A 14,781-nucleotide genomic window follows, 5' to 3' on the forward strand; every position below is an offset into this window, starting at 1 on the left:
TTTAGTATAACTAAGCCTATGGCTTTCGCAACCCTATTTTATTCAGGCTCAATACTCTGTATATGACGTCTTACAGCCAAATAAGAACCAGCTAAACCCAGGCCAACAGCAATCAACCATATAATCAATAATTCGCCTAACGTCAGACCGTTTAATTGAAACGGCGTTTCGTAAAGTTCGGTTAAATCTACTACGGCACTTTCAACCCACCAGATCAATAAGGCGGTTGCCAACCAGGCCACCAACCCGCCGATAATTCCGTACCAAACGCCAGTGTATAAAAAAGGGCGTTGAATAAAGGCGTTAGTAGCTCCTACCAGCTTCATCACCATAATTTCGTCACGCTTAGACAAAATGTTCAGCCGAATGGTGTTACCGACAATAAGAACAACCGACAAACAAAGAACCACGGCTAACGCACCGAGAATATCTTCAATCAAATTGAGAATTCCCTGTAGTCGATTAAGCCATTCCAAATCCATTTTCGCGTAAGCGACTTCGCGCTGTTTTTCCAGCCGGTTGAGCAACGCCTCCGCCCGCTGCGGCGAGCGATGCGACTCAGCCGGGATCACCACCAATACATCTGGTAACGGGTTCGACGACAGATAATCCAGTGTTTCGCCAAAGCCCGACTGCTCTTTAAACTCTTCCAGCCCCTGCTCTTTCGGAATAAGACGCACCGACTCAACACCCTCAGACAGTTCCGTTTGCGTTTTTAGTGTGTCGATTTCTGATTGCTCTAAATCTTTTCTTAAAAACAGCGTGACTTCGGAGGCTTCCTGCCAGTTATCAGCAATCGTGCTGGTATTTTTAACTAAAACATACAGTGATGACGGCAAAGTCAGACTAAGCCCCAGCACCGCCATGGTCATAAACGAAGCAAACGGATTGCGCCACAGTTCGCCTAAACTGGCGATGGCTTGCTGAGCATGATGCACCGGCACCATGATTAAACGTCGCCACCAAGGTAAACGCCCGCGGCTACTTGCGCCCTTTTCTATACTGCGGTTACGGAACAATAAACTCATAGTTCACTGTCCTCCAGGCCATCGTTAATCATACGCCCGTCTTTTAGGGTTAAAGTACGGTAGCGTAAGCGTGCAATGAGGCCCAGGTCGTGGGTCGCTATGAGAACAGCAACACCCACTTTATTGAACTCTTCAAACAGCCGGATAATCTCCATCGACAGCTTAGGATCAAGGTTACCGGTGGGCTCATCAGCCAATAGCAAGGGTGGCTTGGTGACAATAGCGCGGGCAATACCTACTCGTTGCTGCTCACCGCCGGACAACATCTGTGGATAATGCTTCACCTTGTCGGCTATACCGACTTTTTCCAGCGCGGCAACAACACGTTTGCGCGCTTCCTGAACACTGTAGCCTTCGATAATCAACGGCAACGCAACGTTATCGAACACCGTTTTATCCATTAACAAACGGTGATCCTGGAAAATCATACCAATGTCACGACGCACATAAGGCACTTGCGAAGGCTTAATTTTTCGCAAATCGTGCCCGTTAATCAGTACCCGGCCTGCGGTTGGCCTTTCCATTAAACTGATCAGTTTGAGCAGCGTACTTTTACCCGCTCCGGAATGACCGGTTAAAAAGGCCATCTCACCCGGTTCTACGTGAAAGTCGACATGGCTCAGTGCCTGATGGCCTCCACGGTAGGTTTTACTGACTTGCTCAAAGCGGATCATCTTTAACTCGCTGTTGTTTCTTCTGATTCGTCTACGTTACGGTCAAATAGCGCCGCGATAAAGTCTTTTGCCACAAAAGGCCGTAAATCTTCTAAACTTTCACCCACCCCAATATAGCGAATAGGAATAGCGAATTGGTCTGCGACCGCGAAAATCACCCCACCTTTTGCGGTACCGTCGAGCTTGGTCATCACAATACCCGAAACACCTACGGCCTCGGTAAAAAGCTTCGCCTGACTAATAGCATTCTGACCGGTACCGGCATCAAGCGTCAGCATCACTTCGTGGGGCGCTTGCGGGTCAAGTTTTTTCATGACCCGAACCAGCTTTTTCAGCTCTTCCATTAAGTTGGCTTTATTCTGCAGGCGCCCGGCTGTATCCGCAATAAGCACATCAACATCGCGTGCCTTGGCGGCCTGCAGCGCATCATAAAGAACCGACGCACTATCAGCACCGGTATGTTGAGCAATAACCGGAATGTCATTACGCTCGCCCCACACCTGCAACTGTTCTACCGCCGCCGCACGGAAGGTATCACCGGCCGCCAGCATTACCGACTTACCTTCAGCTTTAAATTGCTTAGCCAGCTTACCAATAGTGGTGGTTTTACCCACGCCGTTTACGCCGGTCATTAAAATAACAAAAGGTGAGTCGGACTCCGGTATTTCCAGACGTTTATCGACGGGCTTTAAAATTTCAGCTAACTGCTCTTGTAATAACTCGTACAAAGCTTCCGCATCTTTTAGTTGTTTGCGGTCGGCCTGTTTAGTCAGGTTATCGATAATTTTGGTGGTGGTCGCGACGCCGAGGTCCGCCATGAGTAACTGAGTTTCGAGCTCTTCGAACAGGTCATCGTCAATTTTCTTACCGCGGAATACGCCAATAAGACCTGAACCGATAGACCCGGAAGTTCTGCGTAAACCCTGAGTCAGGCGTGCCCAGAAACCTTTCTTCTCACCCTTCTCTTTCGGCGCGACTTCGGTTGGTTCAGGTTTAGCTTCTGGTTTAGTTTCTGACTCTGGCTCTGGTTCAACTGCGGGCTCAGGTTCGGTAACCGACTCAGGCTGAGCGGCTTCCCTCGCTTCTGGTGCGTATTTCGACGCGTGTGATTCAGCGGTAACTTGCGCGCAGTCTTCCGCCGCACTGGGCAACTCTTCGCGTGTCTCGGTTATTTCTGGTTCCCGCTCGTCGTGAGGCTTAGATTCAGGCTCAGCCTCAGACTCTGATTCAGGCTCTGACTGCTCCTGCTCTTCTACTACCGCATCTTCTTTTTTCTCTTCGGCCTCAGGTGCCTTTTCATTACGCTTTTTCTTAAACAGCGAAAACATCGACATATTGGTTTCCTTGGAACTGACACGCAGGAATCGTTAAACTATAGGCTTTAGTTTACCATGCTGTTAACAAACTGACGACGGTCTGAATGAAGGAAGCCACAGAGTGAGACAAAAACGCCAGACAAGCGCCAGCGGCGACTATCGGATTATTGGCGGACAATGGCGCGGCAGGCGTTTACCTGTTGCCGACAGCCCCGGTTTACGACCCACCACAGACCGAGTACGCGAAACTCTGTTTAACTGGCTGCAGTGGGACATCACCGACGCACGGGTGCTGGACTTATTTGCCGGCAGTGGCAGCTTAGGTTTCGAAGCGGCATCGCGCGGAGCGGCTCAGGTTACTTTGATAGAAGCGGTAAAGTCCGTCAGCCAGCAGTTACAGAATAATGTCACCTTGTTAAGCAGCGAAAACATTGATGTTATTACTCATAACGCGCTCGACTGGCTGCAAACTCAATCCGCTGAAGCATACGACATCGTTTTTATCGATCCGCCGTTTCGTGAAGGACTGGCCGATAAAACGCTGAAACTGCTGGATGAAGGTAAATGGCTGGCCTCCGACAATCAGGTGTATCTGGAAACAGAAAAGGAATGGCCATTGAAATTACCCGCAAACTGGCGTGTGACCAAGGAGAAAACTCACGGGCAAGTTTGCTTTCGCTTACTGACTAAGGACATAGAATGAAAGTTATTATTGTTGCAGGCAAAGTGGTTTTTGCCGTTATTTGGCTGGGTCTTTTTGCTCTGCTTGCAGGGGCAAACGGCGAACTCAGCACCCAGTCCATTGGTTTGCTGAGCTTGTTATTAGCCGTTATGGTTATTACTCACCTGCTGCTGCTTGGTATTTTTGTTGCCACCATGAAAGAGGTCTTTCCCTGGCGCAAAGGCGACAGCTGGCAAATTCTGGCCTTTGGCATTTTCGCCTGGCTGTCTATTCTTCAGCGTCCAAAGCCAGACCAAGGTTCGACACCCCCTCGTCCTTGAGCATCATTTTTAACTGGCTTACCAAAGCCTTGTTTACCGCAGGCTGTTGTTCAAGAAAGTTGAGCATAGCCTGCTGAATAGCAACTTCGTATTCCATTAATTCATGGTTCTGAACGTGTTCTTTTAATTGCTCGGTTCCCACTTCTTCGGCGTCATTGAGTTCGATAAACTTCGCCACACTCGCTTGTGATATTTTTGCCACATCCAGAAAGTTAGATCCGTTATCGTCCAGCAGCCCCTGCAACAACGTACTCAACGCTGTGCAGGCATCCATTGCCGGGTACACACCTAACATGTCGTGTCCGTATTCACTCGGGGTTTGCTCGTCGACTTTTTCCTGCCAGCGGGCATAATTCACTTTGGTTTTCTTCGGGTTGGCCACCCAATCCCAGCAGGCATTTAAGGTGCCATGCAAGGGTTTGCTGTCACCAAAGCCGGTTAACTGATGAAAGAAGTCGTAATTAGGAACCATGCGTTCGCACAAATATAACGCCATAACAATTTGCTGTTCACGCGGCAGTTCGCGTATGCGCTGAAAGGTATCGAGTTGACTCACGTTCCGGCTCCAGACAGTGTATGCTTATCACTGTGTCGTTTTATTCGTTAAGGGTCCGTATTATGCCGAAGTTATCGCTCCCCTGCCATGCCGATGTTGTGCAAGCCCGTCAGAGAATCAATAGCTACACCGTCAAGACGCCTGTGCTGACTAACCCTGCTTTAAATCAGCAATTGGGCTGCGAATTATTTTTCAAATGTGAAAATTTGCAACGTACCGGGGCTTTTAAGTTCCGTGGTGCCACTAACGCGCTACTTAAACTTAGCCCGGAGCAGCGCCAGCAAGGGGTTATTACGGTGTCTTCGGGCAACCATGGTGCGGCATTAGCTCATGCAGGTAAAGCTTTGGGTGTAAAAGTAAAAGTCGGCGTACCCACTAATGCTCCCGCAATAAAACGGCAAAATATTGAAGCCGGTGGTGCTGAAATTACTGATATTGAACCGGGTATGGAGGCTCGTGAAGCCATTGTTGCAAAGTGGCAAAAAGAAGGCGAAAGTCACTTTATACCGCCTTATGATCATGCCGACATTATTGCCGGTCAGGGCACAGCAACACTTGAATTACTGGAGCAAACGGATGCACTGGATGCGGTAATAACGCCACTGGGCGGCGGAGGTCTGCTTTCAGGCGCCTGTCTTGCCTGTGACGGTACCGAAATACAAGTGCTCGGAGCGGAGCCGGAATTAGCAAATGACGCTTTCTTGTCATTGAAAGCCGGAGAGCGACAGTCAGCATTACCTGCAAAAAGCCTGTGCGATGGCCTACTGACTCAAATAGGTGAATTGCCTTTTGCCATTATTCAGCAGCGTATCAGCGATATCTTAGTCTTGAGGGATGAAGACACTCTAAACGCCATGCAGCTTATTTGGCATCATCTGAAAATTATTGTGGAACCGTCGTCGGCTATTGCTTTAGCTGCCGTTATACAAAATAAAGCGCTGTTTGAAGGCAAACGAGTTGGCTTGGTGCTAAGTGGTGGTAACGTTGCAGCGCAGCCGGAAGAGGCAAAGCTGCGCCAGTAGTCGAGGAGATTTCAAAACTTAGGTCGCAAAAATATCGCTGTCGTCATTAAAGGTTTTGAATTCCAGCGCGTTACCGCAGTAATCGTAGAAGAACATGGTGCCCTGCTCACCCGGTTTGCCTTTAAACCGAATATAGGGCTCTATAACAAACTCAATATTCGCGGCTTTCACACGTTCAGCCAGTGCTTCCCAGTCATCACGCAATAAGACAACGCCAAAGTGCGGAACGGGAACGGAGTGCCCATCAACGCCACTGTGATTCTTTACACCAGCAACATTGGGTGCAACGTGAGTCACAAACTGGTGACCAAAGAAGTTCCAGTCTATCCATTCGTCACTGCTGCGTCCCTGTGACAGCCCTAGCACATCACCGTAAAACGACCGTGCATTATCGAGAGAGCTGACAGGAATGGCTAAATGAAAGGGTCGTACGTTGGTTGTATCTGACATACTGCTAATTTGCCTTCACTCTTAATGACTAAATTAATGACTGAGTTTTGCCGCAATATTTTGTGGTGAGCTGGTTTGCGGCGAACGGCGCCACATTCTGACACCAATAGCGAACACTAAAAGCGCCCAGTTTACCGGAGGAATAAAACCCGCGGTTAAAACCGCCAACAAATTCCACAGTGGCTTTTTCTGATGCTGGCCCACTAAAGTGTAAAACAATAGAGCGGCTACGAGTCCTTGGAGTACCATGAGGCTCAATAGCATAAGTCTTTCCTTCTCGTTATTTATGCAACGCTTTTGCGTTTTTATTTTTGTTTTCGATCAGTTTTTACTGATAGGTAAAGACTACTGAATTATGACGAAAGTGTAAAACTTTGTATAAATCTTTGAATTTAAAAACAAAAAACCGACCAAAAGGCCGGTTTTTTATATTAAGCGTTATGCTTTTAATCGTTGGTGGCGATTAAAATGCGTTTAGCGCCTTGTCTAAATCGGCTTTCAGATCATCCAGATCTTCAATACCAACCGACACGCGTACAAAGTTGTCTAAAATGCCTAACTTCTCGCGGTTTTCTTTCGGTACCGAAGCGTGCGTCATAATAGCCGGGTGCTCAATGAGAGACTCAACGCCACCTAAGCTTTCCGCCAAGGCGAACACTTCTACCGACTCCAGGAATTTACGCGCCGCTTCTAAATCACCTTTCAGCAGAATAGAAATCATGCCGCCAAAGCCCTGCATCTGCTTTTTAGCCAACTCGTGCTGCGGGTGGCTTTCAAGCCCCGGATAAATCACTTTTTCCACTTTCGGATGTTGTTCAAGCCATTTGGCTAATTCCATTGCCGCTTCGTTGTGATGACGCATACGCAATGCCAGCGTTTTCACGCCGCGCAGCGCCAGGTATGAGTCAAACGGACCTGCAATAGCACCCGCTGAGTTCTGTAAGAACAGCATGCGCTCAACCAGGTCGTCATTGTCGCCAACAACGGCAATACCGCCAACCATGTCTGAATGACCGTTTAAGTATTTGGTGGCCGAATGCATAACCATGTCTGCGCCCATTTCCAGCGGACGCTGGTTAAATGGCGTAGCGAAGGTGTTGTCCACCACCACAATAATGTCCGGGTTCTTTTTCTTCGCCAGTTTAACGATGGCTTCAATATCAACCAACTTCAGCATCGGGTTGCTTGGTGTTTCCACCCAGATCATGCGGGTGTTGTCCTGAATGCTGGCTTCCACTGCGCTTAAGTCAGCTAAATCGACATAAGAGAATTTCAGGCCAGCAGAACGTCCGCGTACCTTATCGAATAAGCGGAAGCTGCCGCCGTATAAGTCGTCCATAGCAACGATGTGATCGCCGCTGTCTAATAACTCCAGAATGGTTGAGGTTGCCGCCATACCCGAAGCAAAAGCCAAACCTTGCTTACCGCCTTCCAAAGAGGCAACAGAACGCTCCCAGGCAAAACGCGTTGGGTTATGTGAACGCGAATATTCAAAACCTTTGTGCTGGCCCGGGCTTTCCTGTGCGTAGGTTGAGCTGGTGAAAATTGGCGGCATAACCGCGCCTGTTACCGGCTCAGGAGACTGCCCGCCATGAATGGCGCGCGTCGCGAATTTCATTGTTTTTTCATTTGCCATGATTCAGGTTCCTTAATTTACAACAAGGGTTACAGCAAGTTTTGAGAACGCATCCAGTCGTCGTTGAACAGCTTGGACAGATAACGATTACCTGTATCACAAGCTAAAGTCACAACGCGCTTTGGTTCGGTTTGTTGTTGGCAATAGCGCAGCGCCGCGGCAATTAAATAGCCACTGGATGAACCGACCATCACACCTTCTTTTTCCAGTACCTTACGCGCGGTTTGCATACCTTCTTTATCAGAGATAGCAAACGCCGTATTAGCCAATTTCAGATCACAAATAGTTGGGATAAAGTCCTCCCCAATACCTTCGGCAAGCCAGCTACCCGCTTCCACTTCTTCGTTACGGTTAACCAAAGGCTCTAAAATTGAGCCTGCCGGGTCTGCAAGCACCAGGTCCACTCCGCTGTTTTGCTCGCGTAAATAACGCCCAACACCGGTCAAGGTACCACCTGAACCAACACCACAGACAAACGCATCCAGTTTACCGTCCATTTGTTTCCAGATTTCCGGGCCGGTCGTTTTGTAATGTGCATCGACATTTGCCGGATTTTCAAATTGGTTTACATAGTAGTAACCGTTTTCTTCAGCCATACGTGCTGCCATGTCCTGATAATACTCAGGGTGGCCTTTTTGCACATCTGAGCGAGTCTGTACCACTTCAGCACCCATAGCGCGCAGATTGTTCACTTTTTCCTGGCTCATTTTGTCCGGCATAACAATTTTCAACGGATAGCCTTTGCCAGCCGCTACTAACGCCAGACCCAACCCCGTATTACCAGCCGTTGCTTCAATAATGGTGTCGCCCGGCTTCAGCTTGCCTTGCTTTTCTGCTTGCTCAACCATCTCTACCGCAATACGGTCTTTAATGGAGCCGCCAGGATTCTGCAGTTCGAGTTTCAAATACAGCTCACACGGGCCGGTATCCATATTGGTGACTTTCACCATTGGCGTGTTACCGACCATTTCTATTACATTATTAAAAACTTTCATATGGGCTCGCTTTGTTGTCGAGTGTCTGGTTCAATATCGGGTCATTATCCCTTGACTGAGCTCGCTAAACAACCTTGCGCTTAGAACCGGATGATAGTTGTTATAACTAACCCCAAAATGAGGCTGTTATGCTGGATTTACGCAGTGATACCGTAACCCTTCCAAGCACCGCAATGCGCGCCGCAATTGCCGATGCCAAAGTCGGTGATGATGTTTATGGTGAAGACCCGTCAATTAACGCACTGGAAAAGCGAGTAGCAGAGTTGCTGGGTAAAGAAGACGCTTTGCTGTGCAGCTCAGGTACCCAAAGTAACTTACTGGGGTTAATGAGCCACTGCCGTAATGGCGAAGAGTACATTGTGGGTCAGGAATATCACACTTACCGGTACGAAGCTGGCGGTGCTGCAGTTTTAGGCAGCATAGTGCCACAAACCATTGAGGTAGAAGCCGACGGAACCTTGTCACTCGAAACCATTAAACAACGGATAAAACCTAACGATCCGCACTTTCCTATTACCCGGTTGCTGGCTTTTGAAAATACCCACGGCGGGCAACTGATTGACCAGGCTTATTTTGATAAAGCCCGCATTCTGGCGGACCAGAATGGTTTGTCGATGCATTTAGACGGCGCGCGTTTACCTAATGCAGCCATTGCCAGCGGTCGCAGCATGGCAGAACTGGCTGCGCCTTTCGACAGTGTGTCTCTGTGTTGCTCAAAAGGTCTGGGCGCGCCTATTGGTTCACTGCTGGCCGGCTCAAAAGAACTGATTGCCCGCGCACGTCGTTGGCGCAAAATGGTCGGTGGCGGTATGCGCCAGGCAGGGTTTGTTGCCGTAGCCATTGATTACGCATTAACGCATCAGTTTGAGCGCATTCAGGACGACCACGACAATGCAGAGTGGCTTTTCGAGCAGCTTTCTAATTTGCTGGCAGGCACCGAGGCTAAAGTTCGCTATTCCGGCACTAATATGACCTTTGTTGATTTACCTGAGTCTTTGAATGCAGACGGCTTACGCGCGCTTATGGCGCAACATGATATAAAGCTGCCCGGCGGCCAGAAGCTGCGCCTTGTCTGCCATTTGGATGTTAGCCGTGAACAGCTGGAGCACTTTATTGAACTGTTTAAGCGGTGGCTGAACGACGGGCGCTGAGGTTGCCTACGGCGCTACAGACTCTGCACTTGGTCTATGAGCCGGTCGAGTGCTCGGTAGTTGAGGGCTTCGGCCAGATGTTGCTGTTCTATGACTTCGCTATCGGCTAAGTCAGCGATGGTTCGGGCTAAACGAAGGGTTCGGTGATAGGCCCGATGGGACAACTTCATTTTTTCTGAGGCGGTTGCTAAAAACGCTTCCGTTTTCTCTGACAGCTCACATATTTGCTTCAACGCTTTGGGTTTTATCTCGCTGTTCAGGCAGCCCTGTCGCCTAATTTGGCGCAGCCGGGCTTTTTCGACTAAGTTTTTTGCTTGTGATGTGGTCATGGGTTGGTTGTTCTGCTTAGTAGCGCCGTTTAAACTCATAGATTCTGTTTCTCGGGGCACCATCACCTGGATATCGATGCGATCAAGCAACGGTCCGGACAGCTTGCTTAAGTATTTTAAGATTTGGTCCGGGGTGGAACGACAATTAGCCAGTGAGCCATCAAACTGACCACAGGGCGATGGGTTCAAAGCGCAGACCAGCTGAAAATTAGCCGGGAATTTGACGTTGTAGCCCGCTCGACTAATCGTTATTTCACCACTTTCGAGTGGCTCTCGTAAGCAATCCAGTACATGCCGGCTGAACTCAGAAAATTCATCAAGAAAAAGCAAAGCATTATTTGCTAATGATATCTCTCCGGGGCGAACAGAATTACCTGTTCCTGTCAGTTCGCAAATTAAATTCAACCATAAATAAGTGAAATCACTTAGTTACGATAATAATTTGCAAAATAAACTACCCGTTATTTCGCATAATAGAAACTACCAAAGTGAATATTCGCATAATAAATACATCTATCCATAAAGCTGTACCTACCTCAGATAAAATCTAAATCGTATTTACTAAGCAACTACCGACGTTTTGGTTAAACAGTTACTCCAGGGGACGGTACTAAGCACACTTTAACTAATGCTATGTCTAAATAGTTTAAACGCTACCTCATAGCGCGATTTTAAACTGTCCGTGATAACAAGGTGTCCCAGCAATTACTGCCCGCACAGAAGATTTTCAAATTTCACCGCTGTCTTTCAGTTGTTTAATGAACTCCGCCCTATCTGTTAATGCCCATTGCCCTGTTTTACTATCAAAATTACCTATATAATTTCTTAAGTTTAAAATATCCTCTACTGAATCCTGTTTACCAGGACCATTATCTTTTATAATTTTAAAGGCCTCCTCGATGCATTTGTTTTGAATCGCCTCACTTGCAGATGAAGGTACTCTCAAATCAAAACTGCCACGGCCAGCACTGAAACGAATACCAAAATCTGCAGGGATAGTCGCCTTTTCGCCTACCGCATCAATTTGTAAGATAGTTTTTCCAGGAATGCTGCTACTGAACATGAAGATGCTGTGTTTAAGTGCATCATACGCCACGTTGGCTAGCATACCTGTCGCTATGGATTGCACTAGCGAAGGAGCCATAAGCACATATATTTGACTCATTAATTCGGTCACGCACGCTTCTGGCCTATTCGTGCGGTCGTGAAGGTGAAGGTGAATGCCGTTATTTGCTAATTGCATTTGCGCGTTGCCAACCACTTCATCAGCAACAATGCCTTTATAATAACCTAACGCTAGCTGCATCGTTCCTCCTAAACTAGGTTACACGTTAAATGGGACCGCCTTAAAAGCAACGTCCATATTTTGTTTAAACTAAAACCACGAATCTCGTATTCTACTCCTCAGATTGGGCTCCACCGCTACTAGAAGTTAATACAAGATGTCCTTCAACCACTTGAAATTGACGGCCCGAGTCATCAATTAAATACTGTACATCAGGTCGTGGTGGCGGCTTCAACTCTCCGGTAGTAATATAATAAGAGTACTCATTGCCATTTTTGTCTTTGAGTGTCCAAAAGATACCTTTCTCCAAATCAATCTTGGAGCCAGCTAATGTTGTAAATTCTCTTCCAAGTAAGCTATCACCTCCAGCGTCTACTGGGTTTAACAAGCGGTGAGCAGAATCCTTCACAGCACTATACACGTCAAACGTGAAGGTTAATTTGTTGACAGTTGTTTGATTCGACTGGAGTTTCCCTGACAGTAACGAAATACTGACACCTCCGCTACTTGTTGACGAAAATGACACCCCGGCTTCAAAAGTGACCTGAGATAGTCTCAATGCACCTTTAGGAGATCCCTCGTTTTTCTCATCATTCACTACTGCCTCACTTATCTGCCGGCGTACTTCCTTTATCGCATCCTTTAGTTCAAAGTCTCGTTTACTCACAATGCTCCCTCTCTATGATTAGCTCGAACTATACGTTAACGAAACGCATTAAGTCAGTGTAGTACAAGTCATCATGAACGAGATAAGTCACCACTGGGAATATCGTACCTGACTGTAGGGGTACTATGAGAGAGAGTATGCACTTAACTTCGCTATTGTGCCGACACCAAACTTTAATCAACCACTTTTCGACTTAAACTTCAACGTCCTACAGTTTGCTTTTACATGGTTAGCCATAGCCTCTTTGATATCAAGAAACCCATCAACAACCGCATCCCTGACTTGCTCCTATAAGAGAGGCTTGGCTGAGCTTAATTGTTCATCTCCGAGACAAACTGTCTCCATAGTTATGGAGAGTCCGAAGACAAGGTGTCAGTTCACAAATTAAACTCAATTAATAGCCGTGCTTATTATGTGACTACCTTTTAGTCATGTGAAAATTAAGTCCTCAATACAAATTTAGCCATCATTTACGGTCAACGAGATACGCTGGAAAAACTCATAAACCTCCGGAGTGCTTTTAACCTCCTCTGGAAGTTTGCAATCGACATACTGCCTAATCTCATCTAACCATTTTTTATAAGAATTGGTGTGTTTTACTTCTGCTGGATTGCTCGCAGAGCTTAATACCAGAAGCGTAGATACATTCCACGGGGCATTCTTCTCGGATTCAAACCATTTTATCAATTTCCTACCCATATCATTTGCGTCAAAAACCTCGGAAAGAAGATTGTGCGCATAGTTAAAAAACAACTGGACGTGAAACTCCGATTTCCCGTCTTTTCGGTCACCAAATACAACACATTGATAATGAAATAGAAAAGACTCGGGGATTCCAGAGAGCAAATCCTTGTCCCCCAGTAAAAACCTATCGGTTATTTTCTTAAGGTAACCCTTAACTTTTGGTTCAGTCGCTTCAGTATAAATTTTTAAAAAATCTAAAAATAAAGGGCTTCCTCTTATTACATCATTTATAACGTCAAACCCAATTTTATCGACACGCCCTTTAAGATTTTTTATATAATCACTGATAGCTTTTACAGAGGCCTCTTTTAACTTCTGTTCAGAACCAGTCAAGCTAGAGTTTTTGCTTCGATTAGCAGGGATCAACGCTTTGTAAGCTCGAAAGGGGAAAGTAACTTCTAGAATTTTATTCAAATTCATATATTCAGTAACATTTTTTAATGTACTTTTCTTCTGGGCTTGATTAGCCTCCCCCTCTTCAAGCAGCGCTAACGCATCATAATGAACTCTGTGGACATCATACTCTTTAAACTGTGTATCTAGTTTATCGACGGCATGGTTCAGGTCTTCATCTAAATTCAACGCTCCGATTGACAAGCTCTTTGTCAAAGGTTTCAAGCTTTCTTTCGATTCTGATAACAAGGCATCACAATTCACCGGCATATTTTTAAAATAAGCACGCTCAAAGGATGCTTTTAAGCTAGGGGTTGCAGACTGTTTACTCAGGGAAAAACTAAGTGAATTTATAGATACTATTGCGCTACACAATAGTTGAAGAGTAATAGGGTGATGAGCATTACCATCCAATCCTTCACAAACAGTTTTGATCTTTTCTATATTTTTCTCCAGCTGGCGTAAATCTTCTCCCTCATTCTCTTCTTTGTTAACAGACCACTCGACAAGCTGCTCAAGAAAGGCAATACCTTTCGTTTCAGGGGACATAATTCTCATACCGTGCCCAGCCAGTAATGCCTGTTCTAATTCCGTATCAGCAAAATGCCGCTCTAAAAGACCCCTTAACACTAAATAAGGATTTGTCCTGCAGCGGACCCAATTGCCTTTTATGGCTTTATTTCTAGTACCGAGATACCATCTAGTCTCAGTTACGCTGTCTGCATTCGAGTCTTTTTTATCCTCTTGCGCCTTGACCTTATTAGGTAAATCTAATTGGCGGTCTACTAGCTCTGATTCGGCACAAATAAAAATTACATGTACATTATGCTCTTCCGTGTAACGGTTAACTTCACCAAAAAACTCGGTCAACGAGATTTGGCTGCGCTCAACATCATCTAAAACTATAATGACTTTATATTTACGGAAGTATCGCTCAATTGAAGGACTGAAGAGCCATTGTGTTAATGACTTTATAAACCCTGAAGAATTAACAATTCCTCCGATATCTCGAGAAACTTCACCCGCCATATTTGCAACGTCGTCTGACAACACGGATAGTCTTGAGCGAAGCGACGCTCTGAGTTCATAAATGCTAGTTATTCCATTTAACGAGATGTATGCGTAACGCTCCTGCTTTTTGCGGCCTAAATCATCCTTTGATGTCGCTTGGCATGGAGAATATTCTCTGAACATTCGAAGAAAATGCTTCCCTATCGATAGAAGTATGCTGTACAGCATCAATAACATTTGAGTGCCTGCTTGACGAATATAGCTACTATTCTTAATCCGCTTTTCGCGCTGATTAATCAATTGTTTCACTGCATAAGTTTTGCCAGCTGCCCAGTGACCCGACACCATAAACGCAGAATCCACATTATCTTGTTCTATATAGCTCTCTAGGCGACTTTTGACATGATCTTGAGGATGCTCTTTATCATATTCTAAAACGTAATGTTGTAGAGCTTCGTTAAGTTTGTTTTGCATCAAACAATTAATCCTTATAAACACACCTGGGCTAAAGTACATCATTAA

The 14,781-nt window shown here is 46.3% G+C and carries 16 protein-coding genes; 4 read left to right on the plus strand and 12 right to left on the minus strand.

The features are described from left to right. Nucleotides 1-38: 38 nt before the first annotated feature. The 3 genes from ftsX to ftsY are packed head-to-tail and all read right to left on the minus strand — an operon-like array spanning nt 39 to nt 3,036. Entirely contained in the window at nt 39-1,028 is a 990-nt protein-coding gene (gene ftsX / locus BM359_RS05980) for a permease-like cell division protein FtsX (protein WP_054490890.1), read from the minus strand. Further along, the gene (ftsE, locus tag BM359_RS05985) at nt 1,025-1,702 is read right to left on the minus strand and encodes a cell division ATP-binding protein FtsE (protein WP_054490892.1); all 678 of its coding nucleotides are present in this window, start codon (nt 1,700-1,702) and stop codon (nt 1,025-1,027) included. The genes ftsX and ftsE overlap by 4 nt, the downstream gene beginning before the upstream one ends. Nucleotides 1,703-1,704: 2 nt before the next feature. After that, nucleotides 1,705-3,036 carry a signal recognition particle-docking protein FtsY gene (ftsY, locus tag BM359_RS05990; RefSeq protein WP_054490895.1) on the minus strand — a complete coding sequence of 444 codons (1,332 nt, stop codon included), beginning with the start codon at nt 3,034-3,036 and terminating at the stop codon, nt 1,705-1,707. A gap of 103 nt (nt 3,037-3,139) precedes the next feature. On the opposite strand from ftsY, the gene rsmD reads away from it, so the two are divergent. Both rsmD and BM359_RS06000 read left to right on the plus strand, forming a co-directional pair. Then, nucleotides 3,140-3,721 (plus strand): 16S rRNA (guanine(966)-N(2))-methyltransferase RsmD, encoded by a 582-nt coding sequence (gene rsmD, locus BM359_RS05995; RefSeq protein WP_054490897.1) that lies wholly within the window; start codon nt 3,140-3,142, stop codon nt 3,719-3,721. After that, a complete protein-coding gene (locus BM359_RS06000) occupies nt 3,718-4,020 on the plus strand; it encodes a hypothetical protein (RefSeq protein ID WP_054490899.1) in 303 nt (100 codons plus the stop codon). The genes rsmD and BM359_RS06000 overlap by 4 nt, the downstream gene beginning before the upstream one ends. Here the strand turns inward: BM359_RS06000 and BM359_RS06005 are convergent. Further along, nucleotides 3,968-4,576: a YjaG family protein gene (locus BM359_RS06005; RefSeq protein WP_054490901.1), complete on the minus strand. Its 609-nt coding sequence runs from the start codon at nt 4,574-4,576 to the stop codon at nt 3,968-3,970. The genes BM359_RS06000 and BM359_RS06005 overlap by 53 nt on opposite strands. Nucleotides 4,577-4,638: 62 nt before the next feature. On the opposite strand from BM359_RS06005, the gene BM359_RS06010 reads away from it, so the two are divergent. Beyond that, nucleotides 4,639-5,598 carry a threonine ammonia-lyase gene (locus BM359_RS06010; RefSeq protein WP_054490902.1) on the plus strand — a complete coding sequence of 320 codons (960 nt, stop codon included), beginning with the start codon at nt 4,639-4,641 and terminating at the stop codon, nt 5,596-5,598. 18 nt (nt 5,599-5,616) lie between these two features. Here BM359_RS06010 and BM359_RS06015 read toward each other — a convergent pair whose 3' ends face one another. The 4 genes from BM359_RS06015 to BM359_RS06030 form a co-directional block, all read right to left on the minus strand. Beyond that, a complete protein-coding gene (locus BM359_RS06015) occupies nt 5,617-6,048 on the minus strand; it encodes a VOC family protein (protein ID WP_054490904.1) in 432 nt (143 codons plus the stop codon). 33 nt (nt 6,049-6,081) lie between these two features. After that, nucleotides 6,082-6,312 carry a hypothetical protein gene (locus tag BM359_RS06020; protein ID WP_054490906.1) on the minus strand — a complete coding sequence of 77 codons (231 nt, stop codon included), beginning with the start codon at nt 6,310-6,312 and terminating at the stop codon, nt 6,082-6,084. A 199-nt stretch (nt 6,313-6,511) separates the two neighbouring features. After that, nucleotides 6,512-7,684: a cystathionine gamma-synthase gene (locus BM359_RS06025; protein ID WP_054490908.1), complete on the minus strand. Its 1,173-nt coding sequence runs from the start codon at nt 7,682-7,684 to the stop codon at nt 6,512-6,514. A gap of 29 nt (nt 7,685-7,713) precedes the next feature. After that, nucleotides 7,714-8,679 carry a PLP-dependent cysteine synthase family protein gene (locus BM359_RS06030; protein ID WP_054490910.1) on the minus strand — a complete coding sequence of 322 codons (966 nt, stop codon included), beginning with the start codon at nt 8,677-8,679 and terminating at the stop codon, nt 7,714-7,716. Between the two features lie 128 nt (nt 8,680-8,807). On the opposite strand from BM359_RS06030, the gene ltaE reads away from it, so the two are divergent. Further along, nucleotides 8,808-9,830: a low-specificity L-threonine aldolase gene (ltaE, locus tag BM359_RS06035; RefSeq protein ID WP_054490912.1), complete on the plus strand. Its 1,023-nt coding sequence runs from the start codon at nt 8,808-8,810 to the stop codon at nt 9,828-9,830. A 14-nt stretch (nt 9,831-9,844) separates the two neighbouring features. Here ltaE and BM359_RS06040 read toward each other — a convergent pair whose 3' ends face one another. From BM359_RS06040 to BM359_RS06055, 4 genes are all read right to left on the minus strand, one after another. Then, complete coding sequence (locus tag BM359_RS06040; protein WP_268766553.1) at nt 9,845-10,564, minus strand: ATP-binding protein; 720 nt, start codon at nt 10,562-10,564, stop codon at nt 9,845-9,847. Between the two features lie 322 nt (nt 10,565-10,886). After that, complete coding sequence (locus BM359_RS06045) at nt 10,887-11,465, minus strand: hypothetical protein (protein WP_054490914.1); 579 nt, start codon at nt 11,463-11,465, stop codon at nt 10,887-10,889. Nucleotides 11,466-11,556: 91 nt separating this feature from the next. Then, nucleotides 11,557-12,111, minus strand: coding sequence for a trypco2 family protein (locus BM359_RS06050; protein ID WP_054490916.1), 555 nt, complete (start codon nt 12,109-12,111; stop codon nt 11,557-11,559). A 459-nt stretch (nt 12,112-12,570) separates the two neighbouring features. Beyond that, the gene (locus BM359_RS06055) at nt 12,571-14,733 is read right to left on the minus strand and encodes a hypothetical protein (protein WP_054490918.1); all 2,163 of its coding nucleotides are present in this window, start codon (nt 14,731-14,733) and stop codon (nt 12,571-12,573) included. Nucleotides 14,734-14,781: the final 48 nt, after the last annotated feature.

This window comes from Idiomarina abyssalis (assembly GCF_900116625.1).
GTDB classification, from domain to species: Bacteria; Pseudomonadota; Gammaproteobacteria; order Enterobacterales; family Alteromonadaceae; genus Idiomarina; species Idiomarina abyssalis.

Bases quoted from the DNA above. Each gene is read 5' to 3' on its own strand.
- BM359_RS06020 (WP_054490906.1), bottom strand. From the start codon at position 6,312: ATGCTATTGAGCCTCATGGTACTCCAAGGACTCGTAGCCGCTCTATTG.
- ftsY (WP_054490895.1), bottom strand. From the start codon at position 3,036: ATGTCGATGTTTTCGCTGTTTAAGAAAAAGCGTAATGAAAAGGCACCT.
- BM359_RS06025 (WP_054490908.1), bottom strand. From the start codon at position 7,684: ATGGCAAATGAAAAAACAATGAAATTCGCGACGCGCGCCATTCATGGC.
- BM359_RS06030 (WP_054490910.1), bottom strand. From the start codon at position 8,679: ATGAAAGTTTTTAATAATGTAATAGAAATGGTCGGTAACACGCCAATG.
- BM359_RS06015 (WP_054490904.1), bottom strand. From the start codon at position 6,048: ATGTCAGATACAACCAACGTACGACCCTTTCATTTAGCCATTCCTGTC.
- ftsE (WP_054490892.1), bottom strand. From the start codon at position 1,702: ATGATCCGCTTTGAGCAAGTCAGTAAAACCTACCGTGGAGGCCATCAG.
- ltaE (WP_054490912.1), top strand. From the start codon at position 8,808: ATGCTGGATTTACGCAGTGATACCGTAACCCTTCCAAGCACCGCAATG.
- BM359_RS06045 (WP_054490914.1), bottom strand. From the start codon at position 11,465: ATGCAGCTAGCGTTAGGTTATTATAAAGGCATTGTTGCTGATGAAGTG.
- BM359_RS06010 (WP_054490902.1), top strand. From the start codon at position 4,639: ATGCCGAAGTTATCGCTCCCCTGCCATGCCGATGTTGTGCAAGCCCGT.
- BM359_RS06055 (WP_054490918.1), bottom strand. From the start codon at position 14,733: ATGCAAAACAAACTTAACGAAGCTCTACAACATTACGTTTTAGAATAT.
- BM359_RS06000 (WP_054490899.1), top strand. From the start codon at position 3,718: ATGAAAGTTATTATTGTTGCAGGCAAAGTGGTTTTTGCCGTTATTTGG.
- ftsX (WP_054490890.1), bottom strand. From the start codon at position 1,028: ATGAGTTTATTGTTCCGTAACCGCAGTATAGAAAAGGGCGCAAGTAGC.